Annotated in this window: 18 protein-coding genes; 3 read left to right on the top strand and 15 right to left on the bottom strand. The window is 70.1% G+C overall.

The genetic code is table 11. The features are described 5' to 3' along the window. The 15 genes from ftsZ to QE449_RS09155 all read right to left on the bottom strand — a co-directional run bounded on the left by ftsZ (window position 1) and on the right by QE449_RS09155 (window position 18,012). Window positions 1-1,182 carry a cell division protein FtsZ gene (gene ftsZ, locus QE449_RS09225; protein ID WP_027505852.1) on the bottom strand — a complete coding sequence of 394 codons (1,182 nt, stop codon included), beginning with the start codon at window positions 1,180-1,182 and terminating at the stop codon, window positions 1-3. A gap of 174 nt (window positions 1,183-1,356) precedes the next feature. Continuing rightward, window positions 1,357-2,148, bottom strand: a complete 792-nt coding sequence (locus QE449_RS09220) for a cell division protein FtsQ/DivIB (protein WP_082544518.1) — start codon at window positions 2,146-2,148, stop codon at window positions 1,357-1,359. A gap of 14 nt (window positions 2,149-2,162) precedes the next feature. After that, the gene (murC, locus tag QE449_RS09215; protein ID WP_307108688.1) at window positions 2,163-3,638 is read right to left on the bottom strand and encodes a UDP-N-acetylmuramate--L-alanine ligase; all 1,476 of its coding nucleotides are present in this window, start codon (window positions 3,636-3,638) and stop codon (window positions 2,163-2,165) included. Beyond that, window positions 3,635-4,756, bottom strand: a complete 1,122-nt coding sequence (murG, locus tag QE449_RS09210) for an undecaprenyldiphospho-muramoylpentapeptide beta-N-acetylglucosaminyltransferase (RefSeq protein WP_307108687.1) — start codon at window positions 4,754-4,756, stop codon at window positions 3,635-3,637. The genes murC and murG overlap by 4 nt, the downstream gene beginning before the upstream one ends. Then, window positions 4,753-6,312, bottom strand: coding sequence for a putative lipid II flippase FtsW (gene ftsW / locus QE449_RS09205; RefSeq protein ID WP_307108686.1), 1,560 nt, complete (start codon window positions 6,310-6,312; stop codon window positions 4,753-4,755). Before ftsW ends, murG begins: the two co-directional genes overlap by 4 nt. Continuing rightward, window positions 6,309-7,799, bottom strand: coding sequence for a UDP-N-acetylmuramoyl-L-alanine--D-glutamate ligase (murD, locus tag QE449_RS09200; protein WP_307109698.1), 1,491 nt, complete (start codon window positions 7,797-7,799; stop codon window positions 6,309-6,311). Before murD ends, ftsW begins: the two co-directional genes overlap by 4 nt. A 7-nt stretch (window positions 7,800-7,806) precedes the next feature. After that, window positions 7,807-8,886: a phospho-N-acetylmuramoyl-pentapeptide-transferase gene (gene mraY, locus QE449_RS09195; RefSeq protein WP_027505847.1), complete on the bottom strand. Its 1,080-nt coding sequence runs from the start codon at window positions 8,884-8,886 to the stop codon at window positions 7,807-7,809. Continuing rightward, window positions 8,883-10,334 (bottom strand): UDP-N-acetylmuramoyl-tripeptide--D-alanyl-D-alanine ligase, encoded by a 1,452-nt coding sequence (gene murF / locus QE449_RS09190; RefSeq protein WP_027505846.1) that lies wholly within the window; start codon window positions 10,332-10,334, stop codon window positions 8,883-8,885. The genes mraY and murF overlap by 4 nt, the downstream gene beginning before the upstream one ends. After that, window positions 10,331-11,911 (bottom strand): UDP-N-acetylmuramoyl-L-alanyl-D-glutamate--2,6-diaminopimelate ligase, encoded by a 1,581-nt coding sequence (locus QE449_RS09185; protein ID WP_307108685.1) that lies wholly within the window; start codon window positions 11,909-11,911, stop codon window positions 10,331-10,333. The genes murF and QE449_RS09185 overlap by 4 nt, the downstream gene beginning before the upstream one ends. A gap of 203 nt (window positions 11,912-12,114) precedes the next feature. Next, the gene (locus QE449_RS09180) at window positions 12,115-14,031 is read right to left on the bottom strand and encodes a penicillin-binding protein 2 (RefSeq protein WP_307108684.1); all 1,917 of its coding nucleotides are present in this window, start codon (window positions 14,029-14,031) and stop codon (window positions 12,115-12,117) included. Beyond that, complete coding sequence (locus QE449_RS09175) at window positions 14,028-14,828, bottom strand: hypothetical protein (RefSeq protein ID WP_307108683.1); 801 nt, start codon at window positions 14,826-14,828, stop codon at window positions 14,028-14,030. Before QE449_RS09175 ends, QE449_RS09180 begins: the two co-directional genes overlap by 4 nt. After that, window positions 14,825-15,829, bottom strand: a complete 1,005-nt coding sequence (rsmH, locus tag QE449_RS09170) for a 16S rRNA (cytosine(1402)-N(4))-methyltransferase RsmH (protein ID WP_222631424.1) — start codon at window positions 15,827-15,829, stop codon at window positions 14,825-14,827. The genes QE449_RS09175 and rsmH overlap by 4 nt, the downstream gene beginning before the upstream one ends. A 201-nt stretch (window positions 15,830-16,030) precedes the next feature. Next, complete coding sequence (gene mraZ / locus QE449_RS09165) at window positions 16,031-16,462, bottom strand: division/cell wall cluster transcriptional repressor MraZ (RefSeq protein WP_027505841.1); 432 nt, start codon at window positions 16,460-16,462, stop codon at window positions 16,031-16,033. Between the two features lie 513 nt (window positions 16,463-16,975). After that, a complete protein-coding gene (locus tag QE449_RS09160; protein WP_027505840.1) occupies window positions 16,976-17,404 on the bottom strand; it encodes a DUF3040 domain-containing protein in 429 nt (142 codons plus the stop codon). A 167-nt stretch (window positions 17,405-17,571) separates the two neighbouring features. Then, window positions 17,572-18,012, bottom strand: coding sequence for an SAV_6107 family HEPN domain-containing protein (locus QE449_RS09155; protein ID WP_235578980.1), 441 nt, complete (start codon window positions 18,010-18,012; stop codon window positions 17,572-17,574). 397 nt (window positions 18,013-18,409) lie between these two features. Here QE449_RS09155 and QE449_RS09150 point away from each other — a divergent pair, with 397 nt between their 5' ends. The 3 genes from QE449_RS09150 to QE449_RS09140 are packed head-to-tail and all read left to right on the top strand — an operon-like array spanning window position 18,410 to window position 21,446. Next, a complete protein-coding gene (locus tag QE449_RS09150) occupies window positions 18,410-18,985 on the top strand; it encodes an N-acetyltransferase (RefSeq protein WP_261781437.1) in 576 nt (191 codons plus the stop codon). Continuing rightward, a complete protein-coding gene (locus tag QE449_RS09145; RefSeq protein ID WP_307108682.1) occupies window positions 18,982-20,598 on the top strand; it encodes an NAD(P)/FAD-dependent oxidoreductase in 1,617 nt (538 codons plus the stop codon). Before QE449_RS09150 ends, QE449_RS09145 begins: the two co-directional genes overlap by 4 nt. Next, on the top strand, window positions 20,595-21,446 hold the full coding sequence (locus QE449_RS09140) for a carotenoid biosynthesis protein (protein ID WP_056445602.1): 852 nt from the start codon (window positions 20,595-20,597) through the stop codon (window positions 21,444-21,446). Before QE449_RS09145 ends, QE449_RS09140 begins: the two co-directional genes overlap by 4 nt. Window positions 21,447-21,456 lie beyond the last annotated feature (10 nt).

Below are 21,456 nucleotides of genomic sequence, written 5' to 3'. Positions count from 1 at the left end.
TCACCGACGCATGAAGGAGGGCACGTCCACGTCGTCGTCGCCCTCGTCCTCCACCCGGACGGGATGTCCGGTGGCACGCGCGGCGCGCTCGCCGATGGGGGGAAGAGACGAGGACGGCGCGTCGCGGAAGACGGCGGGACCGTCGTCCTCGGTACGCGTCTCGCCCGCGCGGGCCGTTCCCACGGTGGCGCCGCGAGACTGACTCTGCGGTGCCTCGATGGGGCGACGGGCCGGACCGCTGCCGTCGAAACCGGCGGCGATGACGGTGACGCGCACCTCGTCGCCCAGCGAATCGTCGATCACGGTGCCGAAGATGATGTTGGCGTCGATGTGCGCGGCCTCCTGCACCAGCGATGCCGCTTCGTTGATCTCGAACAGACCGAGATCGGATCCGCCGGCGATGGAGAGGAGGACTCCGCGTGCACCCTCCATGGACGCCTCGAGCAACGGCGAGTTGATGGCCGACTCGGCCGCCTTGATGGCGCGCCCCTCGCCGCGCGAGGACCCGATGCCCATGAGGGCGCTGCCCGCACCGGACATGACGCCCTTGACGTCGGCGAAGTCCACGTTGATGAGGCCGGGAGTGGTGATGAGGTCGGTGATGCCCTGGACACCGTTGAGCAGCACCTCGTCGGCGGAGCGGAACGCGTCCATGAGGCTGACGGCCGCGTCGCCGAGCTGCAGCAGCCGGTCGTTCGGGATGACGATGAGGGTGTCGCACGACTCGCGCAGACCCTGGATGCCGACGTCGGCCTGACCGCCGCGCCGCTTGCCCTCGAAGGAGAACGGGCGTGTCACCACACCGACGGTGAGGGCGCCGAGCTTGCGCGCGATGCTCGCGACGACGGGGGCTCCACCGGTGCCGGTACCGCCACCCTCGCCCGCGGTGACGAACACCATGTCGGCACCCTTGAGCACCTCTTCGATCTCGTCCTTGTGATCCTCGGCGGCCTTGCGGCCCACCTCGGGATCGGCACCCGCGCCGAGGCCTCGGGTGAGTTCGCGACCGACATCGAGCTTGACGTCGGCGTCCGACATGAGCAGCGCCTGCGCGTCCGTGTTGACCGCGATGAACTCGACTCCCTTGAGTCCCTGCTCGATCATGCGGTTGACCGCGTTGACGCCGCCGCCGCCGATGCCGACGACCTTGATTACGGCGAGGTAGTTGTGCGGGGGCGTCATGGGCTCTCGCCTTCCGTGGTTGGTGTGCATGATGCAGTCGAGGCAAACCCTCAACCTGAACCATAGGTTCATAGTTATGTCAAGTGATCGACTGGGTGAAACGCTAGAGACACCGCTCGGCGGGTTCCATTAGGCGCGCCGACACGCGCAGGAAAAATATGTGGGACGTCACCGTCACCGAATGGTCGGCAGATCCGGACTCGACACGTCGTAGGTCTGACCCGGCTGAGTGAGCAGTGGCAGAGCGATGGACGCCTTGTACTCCGTGTCCTCACTGCTCCCCCACACCACGACCCGGCCGTCGTACAACGTCAACGACACCGCCGAGATGGTCGGCGCGTCGATCTGTGCCACCTGCGATCGCAGCGGACCGGGCAGCGCGGTGAGCACCGACAGGGCCGCACGGGTCTCGAGGTTGCCGAAGGACGGGCTGGCCACCACCATGCGCACCACCCCCGGCGGGGGCGGTTCCACCGCGAAGTCGACGGCCTCGGCGTCCATCAGATGGGTACCGTCCGCCGCGTCGAAGAAGACGACGGGAACGCGCTCCTCGACCGTGACCCGCACCGTGGACGGGTACACGCGCTGGACCCGGACCGACGCGACCTTCGGGATGGCGGCGACCCGCGCCGCGGCAGCATCCGTGTCCACTCTCGGCAGGGGTGTCCCCTCCGCGACCTGCAGCGTCTGCACGACCTGCTCGCGCGAGACCGCGGCGTTGCCGTTCACCTGCACGGAGGAGACCGCCCACAGCGGACCGAAGTACGACACCGCCACGAAGGCGACCGAGGCGACGAGCGCGAGAAGGATCAACAGCTTGCCGCGGCGACCGACACGCGGTTCGCGCGCCGGCGCCCGCGTCGACGTGCGCGACCGCGTCGACCGCTCCGCACCGACACGACGCGGTGTGGCCGCGGGTCGGGTGCGGCCGGTACCGCGCGCGTTCACGGTCTGTCGTCCTGCCATGTCACGTCCCGAACTCAGCGCCGCGCCGGGGTGGAGCGGAGAGCGTCGAGGATCTGGCTTCCCAGCATGGTCACGTCGCCCGCGCCCATCGTCACCACGATGTCGCCGGCGACACACAGGTGCGCCACCTGACGCGGCACGGCGGACAGATCGGGCTGGTAGTGCACCGGCTTGGTCACCGACCGGGCCACCGTCGCTCCGCTGACACCGGGAACCGGCTCCTCGCGCGCGCCGTAGACGTCGAGCACGACCACCTCGTCGGCCAGATCCAGGGCGGCCGCGAACTGGTCCGCGAAGGTCACCGTGCGCGAGTACAGGTGGGGCTGGAACACGACGATCACGCGACCGGGGGTCGCGGTGTCCGCGGTGCGCACCAGGTCCGCCGCGGCACCGAGCACCGCGCGGACCTCGGTGGGATGGTGGGCGTAGTCGTCGAACACGCGCACGCCGCGCTCACGGCCCTGCAACTGGAACCGTCGGTGCACACCGGCGAACCCGGCCAGCCCCTCGATGATCTCGTCGACTCCGGCCCCGGTCTCGCGCGCGGCGACGATGGCGGCCAGCGCGTTCAGCGCCATGTGCCGGCCGGGCACACCCAGGCGCACGGTGCGGGCACGGTCCTCGCCGGCCAGCCGGAACTGCACCACGCCGCCGGTGTCCTCGGGCTCCCACCCGAGCAGCGTCGCGGACAGCTCGGCGCCGTCGACCTGCGCGTCCTCGGAGCCGTACGTCAGAACCCGCACACCGTCGGTCGCCTTAGCGGCGACCCGACGCGCCAGCTCCCGCGACCCGGGGTCGTCCGTGCACACCACCAGGGCACCGCCGGCGGACAGACGAGCGGCGAAGTCGTCGAACACCTGGACGTAGGCGTCCTCGCTGCCGAAGTAGTCGAGGTGATCCGCCTCCACGTTGGTGACGACGATGACGTCGGGGTCGTACTGCAGCAGCGACCCGTCGCTCTCGTCCGCCTCCGCGACGAAGACCTCGCCGGTGCCGTGATGAGAGTTGGTACCCGCTTCGTTCAGCTCGCCGCCCACGGCGAAGGACGGATCCGCACCGCAGTGCTGCAGCGCGACGACGAGCATCGACGTGGTGGAGGTCTTGCCGTGCGTCCCCGACACCAGGACGGTGCGGAAACCCTTCATCAGCGAGGCGAGCACGGCCGGACGCAGGAGGACGGGCACACCACGCTCGGCGGCCGCGACCAGCTCCGGGTTCGTCTTCGGGATGGCCGCGTGCGTCGTGACCAACGCCGTCGGGCCGCCTTCGAGCATGTCGAGCGCCGACGCGTCGTGCCCGATCCGTATCTGGGCACCGCGGGCGCGCAGCGCCTTCACGCCGCGACTCTCCTTGGCGTCGGAGCCCGACACCTGGCCACCGCGCGAGAGCAGGATCCGGGCTATCCCCGACATGCCCGCTCCCCCGATGCCGACCATGTGCACGCGCTGCAGTTCGGGCGGCAGGGTCGCGTCGACGGTGTGTCGCGTCATGCCCGACCACCTCGTCCGGCGACCTCGAGAACGATGCGCGCGACCTCCGCGGCGGCGCCTCGATGACCCGCGCCCGCGGCGGCCGCACTCATGGCCGACACGCGATCGGGATCGGTCAGCAGCGACACCACGTCGGTGGCCACGAACTCCGGCGTGAGGTCGGCGTCGGCGATCACGACACCACCGCCGGCCGCGACGATCGGGCCCGCGTTGAGTTCTTGTTCCCCGTTGCCATGGGGCAAGGGTACGTAGAAGGCGGGCAGACCGACGGCCGAGACCTCCGCGACGGTCATCGCGCCGGACCGGCACACGACGGCATCGGCGGCGGCGTAGGCGAGGTCCATGCGGGTCAGGTACGGCACCGCCACGTACGGGGCGTCCGGATCGGCCGTGGCGACGTCGAGGGTGTTCTTCGGGCCGTGCGCGTGGAGCACCGACACGCCGGCGGCCGCGAGCGCGGCCGACGCGCCGGACACCGCGAGGTTGAGCGATCGGGCGCCCTGCGACCCACCGAACACGAGCAGCACGGGACCGTGCTGCGGCAGTCCGAAGTGCGCACGCGCCTCGGCGCGCAGTCCGGCGCGGTCGAGCTCGGTGATGGTCGGCCGGACGGGGATGCCCACGATCTCGGCCTCCGACGACCCGCGGCCGTGGATCCCGGAGCCGGCGACGGCGGCGAGGACTCTCGTCGCCAGGCGGGCGCCCACCTTGTTCGCGATACCGGCGCGCGCGTTCGCCTCGTGCACGATCACGGGCACCGTGCCGCGAGCGGCGAGGTAGGCCGGCAGCGCGACGTACCCGCCGAAGCCGATCACCACGTCGGCGTCGACGTCGCGCAGGACCGCACGCGTGACGCGGACCGATCGCACGACGTTCGCCGGCAACGCGAACAGCGACCGGGTCAGCTTGCGAGGCAACGGCACCGGCGGAACGAGCGCCAACTCGTAACCGCGAGCGGGCACCAGCGTCGTCTCGAGCCCGCGTTCGGTTCCGAGTGCCGTCACCCGTATCGACGGGTCCAGCTCCCGCAGGGCGTCGGCCACCGCGAGAGCTGGTTCGATGTGTCCCGCCGTGCCGCCGCCGGCGACGACGATTGACACGCCGGAAGAGCCTGTCACCGGTGATGTCTCCGTTCTCGTGATCGTGCGTCGCGGGCAGCGGCGCTGCGTGCCATGTCCGCGGCGCCCCGTCGGGGATCCCGCGCGGACGGGCGTCCGGACGTGTGTCGCTCGGGAGCGGGGCGTGCCGCGCGGGCCTCGGACTCGCGTCGTCGCGCCTGTGGCGGCAACGCCTGGCGCGCAGCGGGTCCCGCCACCCCCTGTCGGCCCGGACCACGCGGTCCGCCTCGCGCCTGCGACGCCTTGACCGGCGAGTAGGGCTCGGGCACCGGCAGTCTGAGCAGTCTGCCGAACTTCCCGTCGTGACCCGACGCGAGTGCTGCCACCGCCTCGGGCTCGTGTCGCGAGATGTTGGCGAGCAGCCCGAGCACCAGAAGTGTGATGGCGGTGGACGTTCCGCCCGCGGACACCAGGGGCAACTGCAGTCCCGTCACCGGCAGGAGCCCGATGACGTAGCCGATGTTGATGGCGGCCTGCGCGAGGATCCAGACAGTGAACGTCGCCACCAGGATCTTCATGAACGGATCGGGCACCCGCGCCGCGATGCGCAGGCCCGTGAAGACCAGCAGCCCGAACAGTCCGATGACCGCGATGCACCCGACCAGGCCGAGTTCCTCGCCGATGATCGCGAAGATGAAGTCGTTGTGCGCGTTGGGAAGATAGCTCCACTTGGCTCGGCTCTGACCCAGGCCGAGACCGAACAACCCACCGTCGGCCAGGGAGTACAGCGCCTGCCGCGACTGGTATCCGGTGCCCTGCGGGTCGCTGCCGGGGTTCAGCCACTGCTGGATACGCGCGGAGCGGTACCCAGCCGTCAGGGCGAGCACCACCGCCGCCAGGAAGAGGCCGCCGACGACCGATCCGAACACCTTGACCGGCAGACCCGCGAACCACAGCAGAGCCATGAGGATGATGCCCAGGGCCACGGTGGTACCGAGGTCGGGCTGCATCACGATGAGGAAGAAGATCACCATCGCGGCGGGCACCAGGGGAATCAGCAGACCCTTGAGGTCGGCACGCTCCGCCCGGCGCGACGCCAGCAGGTGCGCGCCCCACACGGCGAAGGTCACCTTCGAGATCTCCGACGGCTGGAGTCCGACTCCGCCGATGGTGAACCATCCGCGGGTGCCCTGCGCGACCGTTCCGATGCCGGGGATCAGCACGAGCACCAGCAGGATCACCGACACCACGAACATCGGGAACGACATCTTGCGCAAGATCCGGATGGGGAGGCGCAGCGCCACGACGAACAGCACCAGGCCGACCACGGTGAAGATGGCCTGCCGGGTGAACATCGTGTACGCGGAACCGTCCTCGGCGTAGGCCTCGACCGACGACGCGGACAGCACCATGACGAGTCCGAGGATGGTGAGCAGCGCCGCCACGGTGACGATGAGGTGGAAGGACGCGAGGGGCCGGTCCACCCATGTCTCGAATTTTGCGCGGACGGGTCGTCGACGCGGAGCCGTACGGCCGGGGCGGGCGGAGGTGACCGGCTCGGTCACGGGTCCGCCGGCGCGCGACGGGGGTGTCGTGGCGCCGCGGGCCGGGCTCATGCCGGCGTGCCGTGGTCGGCGGTGGGAGCGAGATCGTGGGGGCCGAGGCTCGCGGCGGCGGCGGCGAAGCTGTCACCGCGGTGCCCGTAGTCCCGGAACTGATCGAACGAGGCGGTCGAGGGTGCCAGGAGCACGGTGGTTCCCGGCTCGGCGCGGCGCGCGGCTGCCCGCACCGCCTGTGCCATCACTTCGTCACCGTCAGTCACATCAGTCGCATCGGCCACTCCAGCATCGTCTCCCGGCGGCACCCGATCCACGGGCACATCCGGCGCGTGTCGCCCGAGTGCTGCCGCGATCACGTCGCCGTCCTGGCCGAACACCACGGCACCGACGAGCCGCGGGGCGACCTCGGCGACGAGATCGTCGACCTCCGCGCCCTTGAGCAGACCGCCCGCGAGCCACACGACGCGCTCGTGCGCGAGGATCGACGACCTCGCGGCGTGCGGATTGGTGGCCTTCGAGTCGTCGACGAACAGCACCCCACCGAGCTCACGCACCACGGCGGCGCGGTGCGGTCCGACGCGGAACGACCGCAGACCGGCCGAAATGTGCTCGGCCGAGACCCCGGCCGCGCGCGCGAGCGACGCCGCGGCGAGCGCGTCCTGCAGTCCCGCGGGCCCTGCGGGTTCGATGGCGTCCGTCTCCACCAGCGACTCGGCGTCACCGAACGCACGGTCCACGATCGTGCCGTCCACGACACCGACATCGCCGGCAGCGGGGTCGTGCGCAGTGAACCCGACCGTGATCGGAGCCGCGGCGCGCGCTCGCAGCGTGGACGCGATCGCGTCGTCCAGCCCCACCACGGCGACGTCGCCGTGCAGCGCCTGGAGCTTCGCCTGGACGTAGGCCTCCATGCCGCCGTGCCAGTCGAGATGGTCCTCGGCGATGTTGAGCACCACTCCGGCCGCCGGTCGCACCGACGGCGCCCAGAACAATTGGAAGGAGGACAGTTCCACGGCGAGCACGTCCGCCCGGGGGTCGCGCCGCAGCGCGTCCACGACCGGTACGCCGATGTTGCCGCACGCCGCGGACGCCACTCCCGCCGCGTCGAGGACGGCCGCGAGCATCGACGTCGTCGTGGTCTTGCCGTTGGTCCCGGTGACCACCAACCAGGTGCGCGGCGGCCCGTAGACCTCGGCCTGATCGATACGCCAGGAGAACTCGATGTCGCCCCACACCGGCACGCCGACCGTGAGCGCGGTGGTGAGCAACGGCGAATCGGGGCGAAATCCCGGGCTGGTGACGACGAGGGCGCTCTCGGCCACCGCGTCGCGGTCGGTGGCGATCGCGTCCATCGACACCGTGTCCACGCCGAGATCGGCGCAGGCCTCGAGTGAGGACGTGTCCGAGTCGGCCACCGTCACCGAGGCTCCCACCTCGAGCAGCGCGGGAATCACGGCGCGACCGGACACCCGACCACCGGCGACGAGAACCCGGCGACCCCGGAGGTCGAGCGGTGACGTGAGGGGTTCGCGGGGATCGTGCAACACCACGTCAGTCGCCGATCGCCGAGAGGTACTCGCTGTAGAACAGAGCCAGTCCGACTGCCGACGAGATGGCGGCCAACAACCAGAAACGGATGATCACCGTCGTCTCGGCCCATCCTCCGAGCTCGAAGTGGTGATGGAACGGGGCCATCCGGAACACTCGTCGGCGGCTCGACCGGAAGACCGCCACCTGGATCACGACGGACGCGGCCTCGGCCACGAAGAGCGCACCGATGACGACCATCAGCAGCTCGGTCCGGGTGACGATGGACAGGCCGGCGAGCAGGCCACCGAGCGCGAGCGAGCCCGTGTCGCCCATGAAGATCTTGGCGGGCGCCGCGTTCCACCACAGGAAGCCGATGCACGCACCCGCCGCAGCGGCACAGATCAGGGCCAGGTCGAGCGGATCACGGACGTCGTAGCAGCCGGGTCCCGGACTCGTGGTGCACGCCTGCCGGTACTGCCAGAACGTGATGACGGTGTACGCACCCAGCACGAGGGTCATCGATCCGGCCGCGAGTCCGTCGAGGCCGTCGGTCAGGTTGACCGCATTGGACCAGGCACTGACGAGGAGGTAGCAGAACAGGATGAAGACGATGCCGCCCATGGAGACGGTCGCGATGTCGCGCACGTAGCTCAGCTGGACGCTGCCCGGCGTCAGTCCGCCGGCACCGTTGAATTGCAGTGCGAGGACACCGAAGATCACCGCGGCGAACAGCTGACCCACCAGCTTGGCCGTCTTGTTCAGTCCGAGGTTGCGCTGCTTGCGGATCTTGATGAAGTCGTCGAGGAAGCCCACCACGCCCAGCACCGTCGTCAGACCCAGCACCAGGAGCGCCGACACCGACGGCCCGTCCGCGTCGTAGCCGATGCCGATGAGGTGCGAGCCCCAGTAGCCGGCCCACAGACCGGCGAGGATCGCGACGCCGCCCATGGTGGGCGTGCCGCGCTTGGACTGGTGGCTCGCAGGACCCTCGACCCGAATCTCCTGGCCGAACCCCTGCTTCGAGAACGCCTTGATCAACACGGGCGTCAGCAGGATCGCCACCGCCAGCGCGATACCGCCCGCGAACAGAATCTGTCTCACCGAGTCTCCCCCTGCTCGCTCAGCAATGCCTCCGCGACGGTCCACAACCCCACCGACTGGGACGCCTTCACCAACACCAGGTCACCCGGCTCCACCTCGTCGCGCAGCAGCGCGATCGCGGCGTCGGCGTCGGGAACCAGGTGGGCCTCCTCGCCCCAGGACCCTTCCATGACGGCACCCTGGTACAGGCCGTGCGACGGGCGACCCGTTCCCACGACGATGATCTTGCTGACGGCCAGACGCACCGCGAGGCGCCCGATCCGATCGTGCTCGATCACCGACTCGTCGCCGAGTTCGGCCATCTCACCCAGCACGGCCCAGGACCGCCGACCCCTGTCGCGGCCACTGCGCGCCATCGTGACGAGCGCCTTCAGCGCGGCGCGTACCGAATCCGGGTTGGCGTTGTAGGAGTCGTTGACGACGGTGACGCCGTCGGCGCGCGTGCGCACGTCCATGCGCCGGGCCGAGGCGGCCTCCGCGCCCGACAGCGCGGCCGCGACGGTCTCGACGTCCATGCCGCAGTCCAGGCCGACGGCCGCCGCCGCCAATGCGTTGCCCACCTGGTGCTCGCCGTGGACCAGCAGCGACACCGGAGCGCTCCCCGACGGCGTGACCATGGTGAACGACGCGCGCGCGGTCTCGTCGAGGCGGACGTCCAGCGCGTGGACGTCGGCACTGGTGTCCGACCCGTAAGTGACGACGCGAGCGGTGGTCTTCGACGCCATCGCTGCCACCAGCGGATCATCGGCGTTGAGGATCGCCAGACCACCGGCCTCCGCAGCCGGAAGCGCTTGCACCAGTTCGGACTTGGCCTCGGCAATGTTCTCGCGCGAGCCGAACTCGCCGAGGTGCGCGGTGCCGACGTTGAGTTCCACACCGATCCGCGGCGGTGCGATCGCGGCTAGCGCGGCGATGTGGCCGCGTCCCCGCGCCGACAGCTCGAGGACGAGGAACCGTGTCGAGGCGTCCGCGCGCAGCACGGTCCAGGGATGCCCGAGCTCGTTGTTGAAGGAGCCGGGCGGTGCGACCACGGTGCCCGCACGCTCGAGCACCGCGCGGATCAGATCCTTGGTCGATGTCTTCCCCGAGCTTCCGGTGACACCGACGACGGTGAGATCGCCGGCGGCCAGTTCGGCGACGGACGCCGCGGCCAGCTTCCCGAGTGCGTCCAGAACGGCCGCGCCGGGTCCGTCCTCGTGCTCGACGACGATGGCGGGAACGCCCACCGGCCGCGCTGCGAGCACCGCGACGGCACCGGCGGCGACGGCACCGGCGGCATGATCGTGGCCGTCCACGCGCTCGCCGGGCAGAGCGAGGAACAGTCCGCCCTCGGTGATCTTCCGGGAGTCGAACTCGACGCCGGCGGTGATCTCCACGGAGGGATCGGGGACGTCGTGCAGTGTGCCCTCCACGATGTCCGCGACGGCGGACAGGGACAGTCGGATCACATCGAGCCTTTCTGTCGGTCGAGGGCGTCGGCGAGCACACGGCGGTCGTCGAAGGGGTACTTGATGCCGCCGACGTCCTGCCCCACCTCGTGGCCCTTGCCGGCGATCAGGACCCCGTCGCCGTCCTTCGCCCACTGCACCACGGCGTGGATCGCCTCGTCGCGCGGAGAGATCTCGCGCACCTCGGCGCTACCGCCGACGGCGTCGGCGCCTCGCCGAACGGCCGCGCGGATGGCGGCCGGGTCCTCGGATCTGGGGTTGTCGTCGGTGATGACGACCAGGTCTGCGGCGCGCGCCGCGGCCTCGCCCATCAGCGGCCGCTTCTCGGCGTCGCGGTCTCCGCCGGCGCCGACGACGACGGCGATGCGGCCGTCGGTCTGAGCGCGCAGAGTGGCCAGCACCGCCTCGAGTGCGGCGGGTTTGTGGGCGTAGTCGACGACGGCCAGGAAGTTCTGACCACGCTCGACGCGCTGCATGCGGCCGGGCACGTCGACCTCGGCCATCGCGGCGAGGGCGACCGCCGGATCCACCCCGACCTCCGCGCACACGGCGGCGGCGACCACGGCGTTGGCGACGTTGTAGCGCCCCGGCATCCGGAGTGACGCCGACACGACGGTGTCCCGTGCGGCGACCTCGAACTGCTGGGTGCCGTCCGGCCCGGACGACCAGGACGTCACCGACCAGGAGGCCGTCCCCTCGGTCGTGGTCGCCACGGTGAGCGGGGCGGCTCGGCCCCCGGCCGCCGCGATCTCCGCCATGCGCCGGCCCCACCGGTCGTCGACGCAGACGACGGCGCGATCCGCGCGGACCGGCGAGTCCTCGGCGAACAACCGGGCCTTGGCCGCGAAGTAGTCCTCGAAGGTGAGATGGAAGTCGAGGTGGTCCTGCGAGAGGTTCGTGAACGCGCCCACCGCGAAGGTGGTGCCGTCGACCCGGCCGAGGGACAGCGCGTGGGAGGACACCTCCATGACGACCGTGTCCACCCCCTGCTCGTACATCGCCGCGAACATCGCGTGCAGATTCGGAGCTTCGGGCGTGGTCAGCGCGGACGGCACCGGTTCGGTGCCGATACGGGTCTCGATGGTGCCGATGAGCCCGGGAGTGCGTCCGGCAGCGCGCAGCGCCGCCTCCACCAGATAGGACGTGGTGGTCTTCCCCGAGGTGCCGGTGATGCCGATGACCGTCATCTTGTCGGACGGCCGATCGTGCACCGCCGCGGACAGCGTGCCGAGGATCGAGCGGGGCTGCGGATGCACCAGGACGGCAGTGCCGTCGGGCACGCCGGAACCGATCATGAGGGCCACACCCTCGTCGTCGGTGACCACGGCGATCGCTCCGCGTTCGAGCGCCTCGCCCGCGAAGGCGGCGCCGTGCGACCGAGCGCCCGGCAGGGCCGCGAAGAGATCGCCCGCCAGGATGCTCTGCGCGCGCAGTTCGATGCCCGTGACGCCGACGTCGTCCGTCGCGTCGACCAGCGCACCGTCGACGAGCACTCCGTGGCGCAGACCGATCTCTCCGGCCAGCTCGGTCGCCGACGTGACCGTGGGCCGCTGCGGGCGGAGAGTCGAGCTGGGCACTTCGAGACGCTCCTCTGCTGTGGTGACGGGCGGACGGTGGGTGTTCGGGCCGGTGCGGTGACTGCCTCGGCGCCGAACATGCGAGTGCCGCCGACCGGTGGTCGGCGGCCGACGCATCAGATTACCGGCGAGTCGGCACGCCACGAGACGTGCCATGGCGAAGTCCGCCCCGGTGCAGGTGAACGCCCTGCACCGTCGTCGGATCAGTCCGCCTGCAGGAGGAGCCGACGACCTTCCTGCGAGAGCGGCACCGCGTCACGCTGCAGCATCCAGGACGCGATCGAGTGGAACAGCGGAGCGGCGGACTGCCCGCCCGATCCGTCGGAGCTGCGGGTCGGGGCGTCGAGCATGATGCCGATCACGTAGCGCGGATCGTCCGCCGGCGCGATGCCGGCGAAGGTGATCCAGTAGTTCGAGTTGGAGTAGCACTTGCACTCCGGATCGACCTGCTGCGCGGTGCCGGTCTTGCCACTGACCTGGTATCCCTCGATACCGGCGGCGACACCGGTGCCGCGCTGGTTGCCGGTGTCGTTCTGCGTGACGGCCCGGAACATGTCGCGCACGGTGCGCGCGGTCTCGGCACTGACCACCGGCACGCCCTCGGGCTGCGGCTCCGCGGTGCGCTGACCGTCCTTGCCGACGGTCGCCGACACGATGCGCGGCGGGATGCGCACGCCGTCGTTGGCGATCGCCTGGTACATACCGGTCATCTGCAGCAGGGTCATGGACAGGCCCTGCCCGATCGGGAGGTTCGCGAACGTGCCGCCGGACCACTGGTCGCGGGCCGGGACACTGCCGGCACTCTCGCCGGGCAGGCCCACGTCGGTGCGCTGTCCCAGCCCGAACTTGTCCAGCATGTCCGCGTAGCGATCCTCGCCGACCCGCTGCGCGAGCATCAGCGTGCCCACGTTGGAGGACTTACCGAACACACCGGTGGTCGTGTACGGCGCGACGCCGTGATCCCAGGCGTCCTTGACCGTCGCACCGGACATCGTGATGCTGCCGGGAACCTGCAGCACCTCGTCGGGGTTCGTCAGACCGTCCTCGACGGCGGCCGCCGCCGTGACGATCTTGTTCACCGATCCCGGCTCGAACGGGCTGGACACCGCGAGGTTGCCCATCTGCGCCGTCGGCGAGTTGTTGCCCACGCCGATGGCCGGGTCGAAGGTGCCGTCGTTCGACATGGCCAGCACCTGGCCGGTGTGCGAGTCCAGGACGACGGCCGACGCGTTCTTGGCGCCCGACAGATCCTTGGCCTGCTGGACCTGCTGCTGAACGTAGTACTGGATGTCGCTGTCGAGCGTCAGCTCCACGTTCGAGCCGTCGATGGCGGGTTGCTGGTCGCGCCAACTACCGGGAATCACCGCGCCGTCGCTGCCGCGGTCGTAGGTCCGGGAGCCGTCGGTACCGGCCAACACCGGGTCGAGGGAGTCCTCGAGGCCGAGCAGGCCGTGGCCGTCCCAGCCGGTCGCCCCGACGATGTTGGCGGCGAGCGCCCCACCCGGGTACTCGCGGATGTCCTGCCGCTCGAGGCCGACCTCGGGGTACTGCTCGGCGATGGTCGCCGCGACGGCGGGATCGATGCTGCGCACGAGGTACTCGAACGACGAGGATCCGGTCATCTTGTCGAGAAGGTCCTTCTCCGACACCAGGTCGCCCAGGATGCCGTGGACACCGGCAGCGACCTCGCGGATGCGATCGTCCGGATCCGGCTTCGTGTCGTCCTTCGCCTTCGCCTCCTCGAGCTCCACACGCACTCGCTGCGGCTGGAAGGTCAGCGCCTTCGCCTCCATCGTGAACGCGATGGGATTGCCGTCCCGGTCCGTGATGGACCCTCGCGTCGCCGGATCGACGATGGTGGTGGTGCGCTGACTGGCCGACTGCGCCGACAGCGACGGGGCGTCGATGCCCTGGATCCACAGCAACTGCAGCGTCGCGACGCCCAGGATCGCGAACATCGCGAAACGGCCGTAGCGGAACCGGAAGTCGAACGTCTCGGACTTGCGTGGACCCTGTCGACGCGGCGGACGAGGACCGCGAGGACCGGACCCGGTGGCCGGCCGAGCGCGTGGGTCGCCGTGGTCGCGGCCAGTGCTCCGGTACGGCTGTCGAGTGGTCACCGAGCGCCTCCTGCGATGGGTACCTGCTGCTCGCCCACCGCGGCGGTGGGAGCCGGAAGAGGCTGCGGCGCAGCATTCTCCGGCACTGGCGTGGTCGTCGGTGCCGCGGGTGCGGACGTCGTGGGGGCCGGCGTGGTGGATGCTGCCGGTGCCGACGTGGTCGGGGTCGCGGACGCACTCGGCGACGTACCCGGGCGCCCGACGGGTGTGAGCGCCTCCCCGCCGGACGCGGGTGCCCCGGGGCGCGCACTCGGAGTCGCCGCACCGCCCGACGGGGTGGCGGCCGCGAAGTCGGGAGCCGGTGGACCGGCGGCCGGTGCCGGCGTACCGATCACCTGGACGACGCCGTCCGGCAGGACCACCAGTCGCGGAACGTCCTTCGTCGGGATCATTCCCTGTGCGGTCGCGCGACGGGCCAGCTCGGGAGCCGAGTTCGCTGTCTCCACGTCACGTTGCAGCGCGGCGGCCCGTTCCGTCAGCTCCTGGTTGGTGGCACGCCCCGCACTGAGCAGGTACGAGTCCTCCGCAGCGCGTGTGCTCAGCAGCAGTGTCGAGGCGAGTCCGATGGCGAGGAGCCCGATGATGCTGGCCACGAACGGGATCCGAGCCGCGACGGATCGGGTGGGTCGATGCGCGCGCGGGTCGGACTCGTGGGACATCGCACGCTGGCGACGCTTGTCGTACGCGCGCTTGGCCGCGCCCGTGCGAGCGGGAGGCCGCGGTGCGCGCACCGTCTCGAGCGAGGACCCGGCGCGGCGGCTGCCGTCCGATCCGGTCACGTCCACCGGAACACTCATGACGACCTCCTGGAAATGCGTTCTGCGCCGCGCAGTCTGACCGGAGCCGCGCGGGGGTTGTCGTCGATCTCGTCCTGCGAGGCCTTCTCGGCGCCGCGAGTGAGCAGCCGGAACTCGGGTCCGCTTCCCGGCAGCTCCATCGGGAGCCCCTCCGGAGTGGTGGACCGGGTGCGCGGTGTCAGCTCCTGCTTGACCACGCGGTCCTCGAGCGACTGGTACGACATGAAGACGATGCGTCCCCCGACGACCAGCGAGTCGAGAGCCGGTGCGATGGCGTCTCGCAACGAGTCGAGTTCCTCGTTCACCGCGACCCGCAGTGCTTGGAAGGTCCGCTTCGCCGGATGTCCGCCGGTGCGACGCGTCGCCGCCGGGATGCTCGCGTAGAGCAGTTCGACGAGAGGCCCGCTGGTGACGAACGGTTCCGTCTCCCGGCGGCGAAGGATCGCCGAGGCGATGCGGCCGGCGAAGCGCTCCTCGCCGTAGGTGCTGAGGATGCGGGCGATCTCACCGTGCGACGCGGTGTTGAGGATGTCCGCGGCGGTCCGACCCGTCGTGGGATCCATCCGCATGTCGAGCGGTGCGTCCACGGAGTAGGCGAAGCCACGATCGGTGGAGTCGAGCTGCATCGACGAGACGCCGAGATCGAAGAGGATCCCGTCGACGCTGTCCGTCGCGCCGAGGCCGACCGACGCCAGCGCGTCCTCGATACCGTCGTACGTGGTCGCGACCAGCGAGACGCGGTCACCGAAGGGAGCCAGCCGTTCTCCGGCCATGGCCAACGCGTCCGGGTCGCGGTCGAGACCGACGAGACGCAACCGCGGATACGCGGTGAGGAAGTGTTCGGCGTGACCGCCGAGGCCGAGAGTGGCGTCGATGTAGACGGGATCGCGGTCGTTCGCAGCAGCGGCGACGAACGCCGGTCCGAGAAGTTCGTCGGCCCGAGGAAGACGGACCGGAACGTGCGAGAAAGGCGAGGCGGATGCCTGCTCGTCCTCCGCCATGGTGGTGATCTCCCGCCTGATTCGCATTCGAGCTGTGTGTCGTGCCAGGTGGAGCGGTGAGTGCGTCGAGGTCTCTGTCCGACAGTGGAACCTGGCGTTGGGGAAGTACGTCAGGGTCCGACCGGTACTTGGCGTTGGGGAAGTACGTCAAGGCCCGGTTCGGGCAGAGGCCACGCGGCACTCGCCGCCGGCCGGGTGTGGCTACAACATGTCCATGAGCGATTCGTCCACTGCCTGCGAGAAATCTTCTTCGTGCTCCTGCGAGTACCGCTCCCACGACGCGGCGTCCCACAGCTCGAGATGATCCATCGAGCCGATGACGACGCAGTCCTTCGACAGCGCCGCGTACTCGCGGTGCGAGGACCCGATGGTGATGCGACCCTGCGAATCCGGCCGCTGCTCGTCCGTACCGGCCGCGAGGTTGCGGATGTACGCGCGCGCCTGTGGGTTCGACCGCGAGGCCTTCGACAGCTTCGCCACCCGCTCCGCGAACACGTCACGGGGGTAGATGGCCAGGCTGTGGTCCTGCCCTTTGCTCACCATCACTCCTCCCGCCAGGTCTTCGCGAAACTTCGCCGGCAACGTCAGTCGAAACTTGTCGTCGAGCTTGGGCGTGTAGGTACCGAGAAACACTCGGCACCTCCTCGACCCTGTGTCGTGCAGTTCGCGGGACTCCATCGATCCCCGCTGTCCGCCACATTACCCCACTTTCCCCCACATTCAATCGACACGGCGGAACATTTCAGTGACTCGTCACTAAAGGGCCAGGTCGTACGCACAAAGAGCAGCGAAGTCGGTCCGGCAGCGGGAGGACCCACGTGCGCGTGGTGGAGGTGTTCCCCCACCGTTCCGCGGCACCCGTGAACCGGATAATCCGAGGTCGAACGGCACGTTCGCGCGTCACGGGCCCGGGTGACCGCGCGCGGCAGAGTCGCAAGGGGTGCCGGGTGGGGCGTGGTGGGGATCCGGGGGCCGAGACCACCCTCGGTGGGGCGCGGTGGGGGGATCGACACCCACGGGTCCCTGAACGGCATCAGCGCGGCACCCGTGGTGGGTGCCGCGCTGATGTGTCACAGCATCGGTGTGAGAGGCGTGCTGCCCCTCACGCGAGAATCGGAGCGATCGATGTGACCGCTCCGGTCTCTCTCATTCCTGGTCGAACCGTCGCTTGAAACGATCCTCCATCCGCGAGGAGAATCCCTTGCGAGGACCTCGGCGCGGTGCGGAACCGGAACGGCGCGGGCCGCTTCCCGGTGCCGGCGGGTTGTCGCCCTCGGACTGCTCGGACTGGGGCGCGGTGGGCTTGCGCAGCAAGAGCAGAACGCCGGAGCCGAACATGAACACGAAGCCGACGAGACTGATGATCGGGAATCCACCGGGCTTGAACGGGAGGGCCACGCCTGCAATGAGCAGAATGAGGCCGATCACGAACAGAGCGACGGCCTGAAAACGACGCCGCGTGGATGCGGCTCGAATCCGTCCGCCGCGCACGGTCGACGCGAACTTGGGGTCCTCGGCATAGAGAGCGCTCTCGATCTGGTCGAGCATGCGCTGCTCGTGCTCGGAGAGTGGCACGGTACCTCCCCCGGCACTGGATGGTGGCTCTCACTTCTTGGCCAGAAGTGAGAGGTAGCCGATCGGTCCGGCTACCTGTTGTCGATGATACGAGCAGAATCGGCGGCGAGCCACCTACCTGCACCACCAGTATGCGAGAAAAAGTCGCTCCGTGGTGGCGACCAGGTCTACGCGGGCACCGCGACCGCGTCGGACCGCGAGGTCACACGGTCCTCGACGCGGTGCAGAAAGCGTCCCACCTGCAAGAAGAACTCGTCCGCCTCGGCCGCGTCGAGCCGATCGGCCGAGCCCGCCTCGATGGACGCACGCAGCGTGGAATACGCGGCGAAGTACGACGCCCACTCCGTGAACTCCGGCGCAGCCGTCCGCATGCGCACCCAGGCGCTGCGGGACGCCCCACGCTTGGGCACCGGATCGACCGCGTCGAGCAGGGCGCCGGCACCGCGCAACGCGGCGACGTAGGACTCGAGGAACATGTCGGCCGCCGACGGTGCACCGGCCGCGTCACCGAGAATGGCGTCCGCACGACGCAGCAACATGCGGGCGCGGGCGTGCGTGCGCGACGGCGCCGCGGAGGCGTCGAACGAGACCACCGTGCCGTTCGTCATCGTCTCACCACCCTCCGTGCGGTCTGCAGAGCTGCGGCGTGCCGCAGTGTGACCACCCGTGCTCCGAGCCATTGCGCTACCTCCCTCTCCGACACGTGAACCGATCGGCGTCCCACGTCCTTCTCAACACCGTCGGCCTGTCGGTTACTCCCCTGAGCGGGCCGATCGAGCGCGATGTAAGCATGGAGGTCGGACATGTTCTCCGGACCGTCTCGCGCGATCGACCCGATGTCGGGCCGATCGACCCGAGGTCGATTCGTTCGAACGCGTGTTCGATGACTTCACTGTAGCGCGGACGTCCGACACGATGCGAGGGATCGAGGTGAGTACCGTTCACGACGCCCGAGGCGGCCCCTCCGACGAGGGCATTCGTCTGATCGAACTCACCCCGCAGGACATGCGCCGACGGTTGACCGAAGCCCTGTCCGTCTACGTCGCCGCGATGGGCTACCCGCGCGGAACCGAGTTGCATCGGGCGCCGATGTGGGCGGAGCACATCCTGCGGCCGGGGTGGGGCGCGGTGGGAGGAGTCTCACACGACGACCACCTGGTGGCGATCGCCTACTGCTATCGCGGAGCGCCACATCAGTGGTGGCATCAGCAGGTCCGCGACGGGATGCGACGAGCGGGGTGGTCCGCCGAGAACGCCGAGCGGGTCCTCTCGGACTACGTCGAGTTGACCGAGCTGCACGTCTCCCCCGAGGCTCAGGGGCACCGTCTCGGCGAACGGCTCCTGCTCGCCCTCATGGCGGGCCGCCGGGAGAGTTCCGTGCTGCTCTCCACCCCCGAGGTCACCGGCGAGGACAATCGAGCATGGCGTCTCTACCGGCGGACGGGGTTCCAGGACGTCGTGCGCCGATTCCACTTCGCCGGGGACGCCCGACCCTTCGCGGTGCTCGGCCGCGAATTACCCCTGACACCCGGGACCGGACTCGGTCCCGACACCACCACAGAAGAGGGGCCGACCACGTGATCGATGCCGCCGTCGTCGGATCGGGTCACAACGCACTCGTCTCCGCCGCCTACCTGACCGATGCCGGATGGTCCGTCCGCGTCCTCGAACGAGACACCGTCGTCGGAGGCGCGGCCTCCACGGTCGAGCGCTTCCCCGGCCACAAGGTGGATCGGGGCTCGTCCGCGCACATCATGATCCGGCAGACCGGCATCATCGAGGAGTTGCGTCTCGCCGATCACGGCCTGCGCTATCTCGACTGCGACCCGTGGGCGTTCGCGCCGCCTCCGCCCGGCACCGACGAGCCGGGCATCGTGTTCTCCGTGGATCTCGACGCCACCTGTGCCTCGATCGAGGCGGCGTGCGGACGCAAGGACGCGGACGCGTACCGCGCGTTCGTCGCACTGTGGGGGCCCCGCAGCGCACGTGTCATGACGTCGTTCGGGAGTCCGCCCACCGGGAGGGCTCTGCTGTCCTCCTTCTGGGGCATGGACGCGAGCGACGGTGCGGCGGCACTGTCACGCGAGTTCCTCGCGTCGGGCGACTCGCTACTGAACCGGTGGTTCGACAGCGAGCGACTGAAAGCGGCTCTCGCGTGGTTCGGCGCCCAGTCCGGTCCGCCGATGTCCGAGCCCGGCACGGCCCCGATGGTGGCCTTCAACGCTCTGATGCACACGACCCCGCCCGGCCGCGCCGTCGGCGGCAGCGGAGCGCTGAGCGTCGCGCTGCAGACTAAGATCGAGGCCGACGGAGGCACCGTCACCCTCGGTGACGCCGTCGTGTCGGTCACGCGTGTCGGAGACGGATGGTCGGTCCGCACCGCGAGTGGCGAGGAGGTGCGCGCACGCACGGTCATCGCCGGGTGCCACATTCTGACCACGCTCGACCTCCTCGACGCCGGCGGTTTCGACACGGCGACGACGGAGTCGTGGCGACGGCAGATCGACGTGGGGCCGGGCATCGGCATGGTGGTCCGCGCGTCGACGTCGTCGCTGCCGCAGTATCCCGGCGCTCCCGGCGTCGAGTCGTCCAGCCGCGGACTGCAACTGCTGGTACACGACCGGGCCCAGCTCCGTCGGGCGCACGGAGCGGCATCGGCAGGCGATCTCCCGCCGGCGCCGGTGGTGCTGGCCATGAGCTTCAGCGCGGTCGACCCGTCGATCGCGAAGCCCGGCGAACACCAGGTCTCGCTGTGGTCGCAGTGGCACCCGTACCGACTGGCCGACGGTCGGAGCTGGCGAGGTAGCAGCCCCGAGGTGGCGGAACTCGAGGGTGATCGGATCGTCGCCGAGGTGGACAAGTACGCCCCCGGCTTCGCCGACAGCATCCTGCAACGGCACACCCAGTCCCCGTGGGACCTCGAACAGGAACTCGGGCTCGTCGGGGGCAACGTGATGCACGTCGAGATGTCACTGCACCAGATGATGATGTGGCGCCCCATGCCGGCGCTCGCGGACATGACCGTGCCCGGAGCCCCGTCGTTCTTCCTGACCGGCGCCTCGATGCACCCCGGCGGCGGTGTCTCCGGATCCAGCGGCCGCAGTGCCGCCCGGCTCGCGATCGCCGAACGCGCGGGCAGTCCTCTGAAGCGCGTGGCGTCGCGTCTGGGCGCCGCTCTCCCGGGCCGCCGATGAGGTCGGGAGACACTCTCCGCGCGTCGGGGCGAGCCACACCCGTCGCGGTGGGCTTCGCCGTCGCGGCCGTCCTCGCGCAGATCAGTTACCCGCTCGTCTCGGGCGGCGTCAAGGACGCCGTGACGTTCTGTGTCGTCGCTCTGCTCGCCGCCGCCTGCGTCACGCACGCGGCGAGCGCACGCGGGGCCGGGTGGGCCACGCTCATGGTGCTGCTCACCGCCGGGATCGGTCTGACGGCCGAGATCATCGGCACGCGAACCGGCATGCCCTTCGGGTGCTACGAGTACGCGCAGGACCGCATCGGACCCTCCCTGGCCCACGTGCCGGTGGTGGTTCCGTTCGCCTGGACGGCCGGCCTGTACCCGGTGTGGTGCGCCGCCACCGTCGTCGCGCAGCGGATGCGCCGACCGGTGCTCACCCGCGTGGGACTCACGACCGTCGGCGTCGTGGGGTGGGATCTGTATCTCGACCCTCAGATGGTGGCCGACGGTCAGTGGACCTGGTGCAGTCCCTTCGCTCCCCTGCCCGGGCTCGACGGCATCCCGTGGACCAACTATGTGGGATGGCTGCTCGTCGCGGCGCTCATGGCCGCCGCCATGGAGGTCCTGGGGCGGTCACCGATGCGCACGCCCACGGTGAGCCCGCTGGTGCCGTGGGGGCTGTTCGTGTGGACGTGGCTCGGCTCTGCTCTCGCCCATGCGGTCTTCCTGCCGGACCTCGGTTGGTCCGCTCTGTACGGCCTCGTCGCCATGGGCGTCGTCGGTGTCCCCTTCCTCCTCGCCCTGTCCCGACCCCGGTCGGACATCGCTCGCGACGCGCCACGCCGCGCTGACCGACCCGTTCACTGACGGTGTCGCG

The sequence above is a fragment of the Rhodococcus sp. SORGH_AS_0303 genome (assembly GCF_030819335.1).
In the GTDB taxonomy this organism is placed as follows: domain Bacteria; phylum Actinomycetota; class Actinomycetes; order Mycobacteriales; family Mycobacteriaceae; genus Rhodococcoides.
This window is presented reverse-complemented; position numbering and strand designations above follow the sequence as displayed.

Bases quoted from the DNA above. Each gene is read 5' to 3' on its own strand.
- ftsW (WP_307108686.1), bottom strand. From the start codon at position 6,312: ATGAGCCCGGCCCGCGGCGCCACGACACCCCCGTCGCGCGCCGGCGGA.
- QE449_RS09175 (WP_307108683.1), bottom strand. From the start codon at position 14,828: ATGAGTGTTCCGGTGGACGTGACCGGATCGGACGGCAGCCGCCGCGCC.
- ftsZ (WP_027505852.1), bottom strand. From the start codon at position 1,182: ATGACGCCCCCGCACAACTACCTCGCCGTAATCAAGGTCGTCGGCATC.
- rsmH (WP_222631424.1), bottom strand. From the start codon at position 15,829: ATGGCGGAGGACGAGCAGGCATCCGCCTCGCCTTTCTCGCACGTTCCG.
- QE449_RS09150 (WP_261781437.1), top strand. From the start codon at position 18,410: ATGCGCCGACGGTTGACCGAAGCCCTGTCCGTCTACGTCGCCGCGATG.
- QE449_RS09140 (WP_056445602.1), top strand. From the start codon at position 20,595: ATGAGGTCGGGAGACACTCTCCGCGCGTCGGGGCGAGCCACACCCGTC.
- QE449_RS09155 (WP_235578980.1), bottom strand. From the start codon at position 18,012: ATGACGAACGGCACGGTGGTCTCGTTCGACGCCTCCGCGGCGCCGTCG.
- QE449_RS09220 (WP_082544518.1), bottom strand. From the start codon at position 2,148: ATGGCAGGACGACAGACCGTGAACGCGCGCGGTACCGGCCGCACCCGA.
- murC (WP_307108688.1), bottom strand. From the start codon at position 3,638: ATGACGCGACACACCGTCGACGCGACCCTGCCGCCCGAACTGCAGCGC.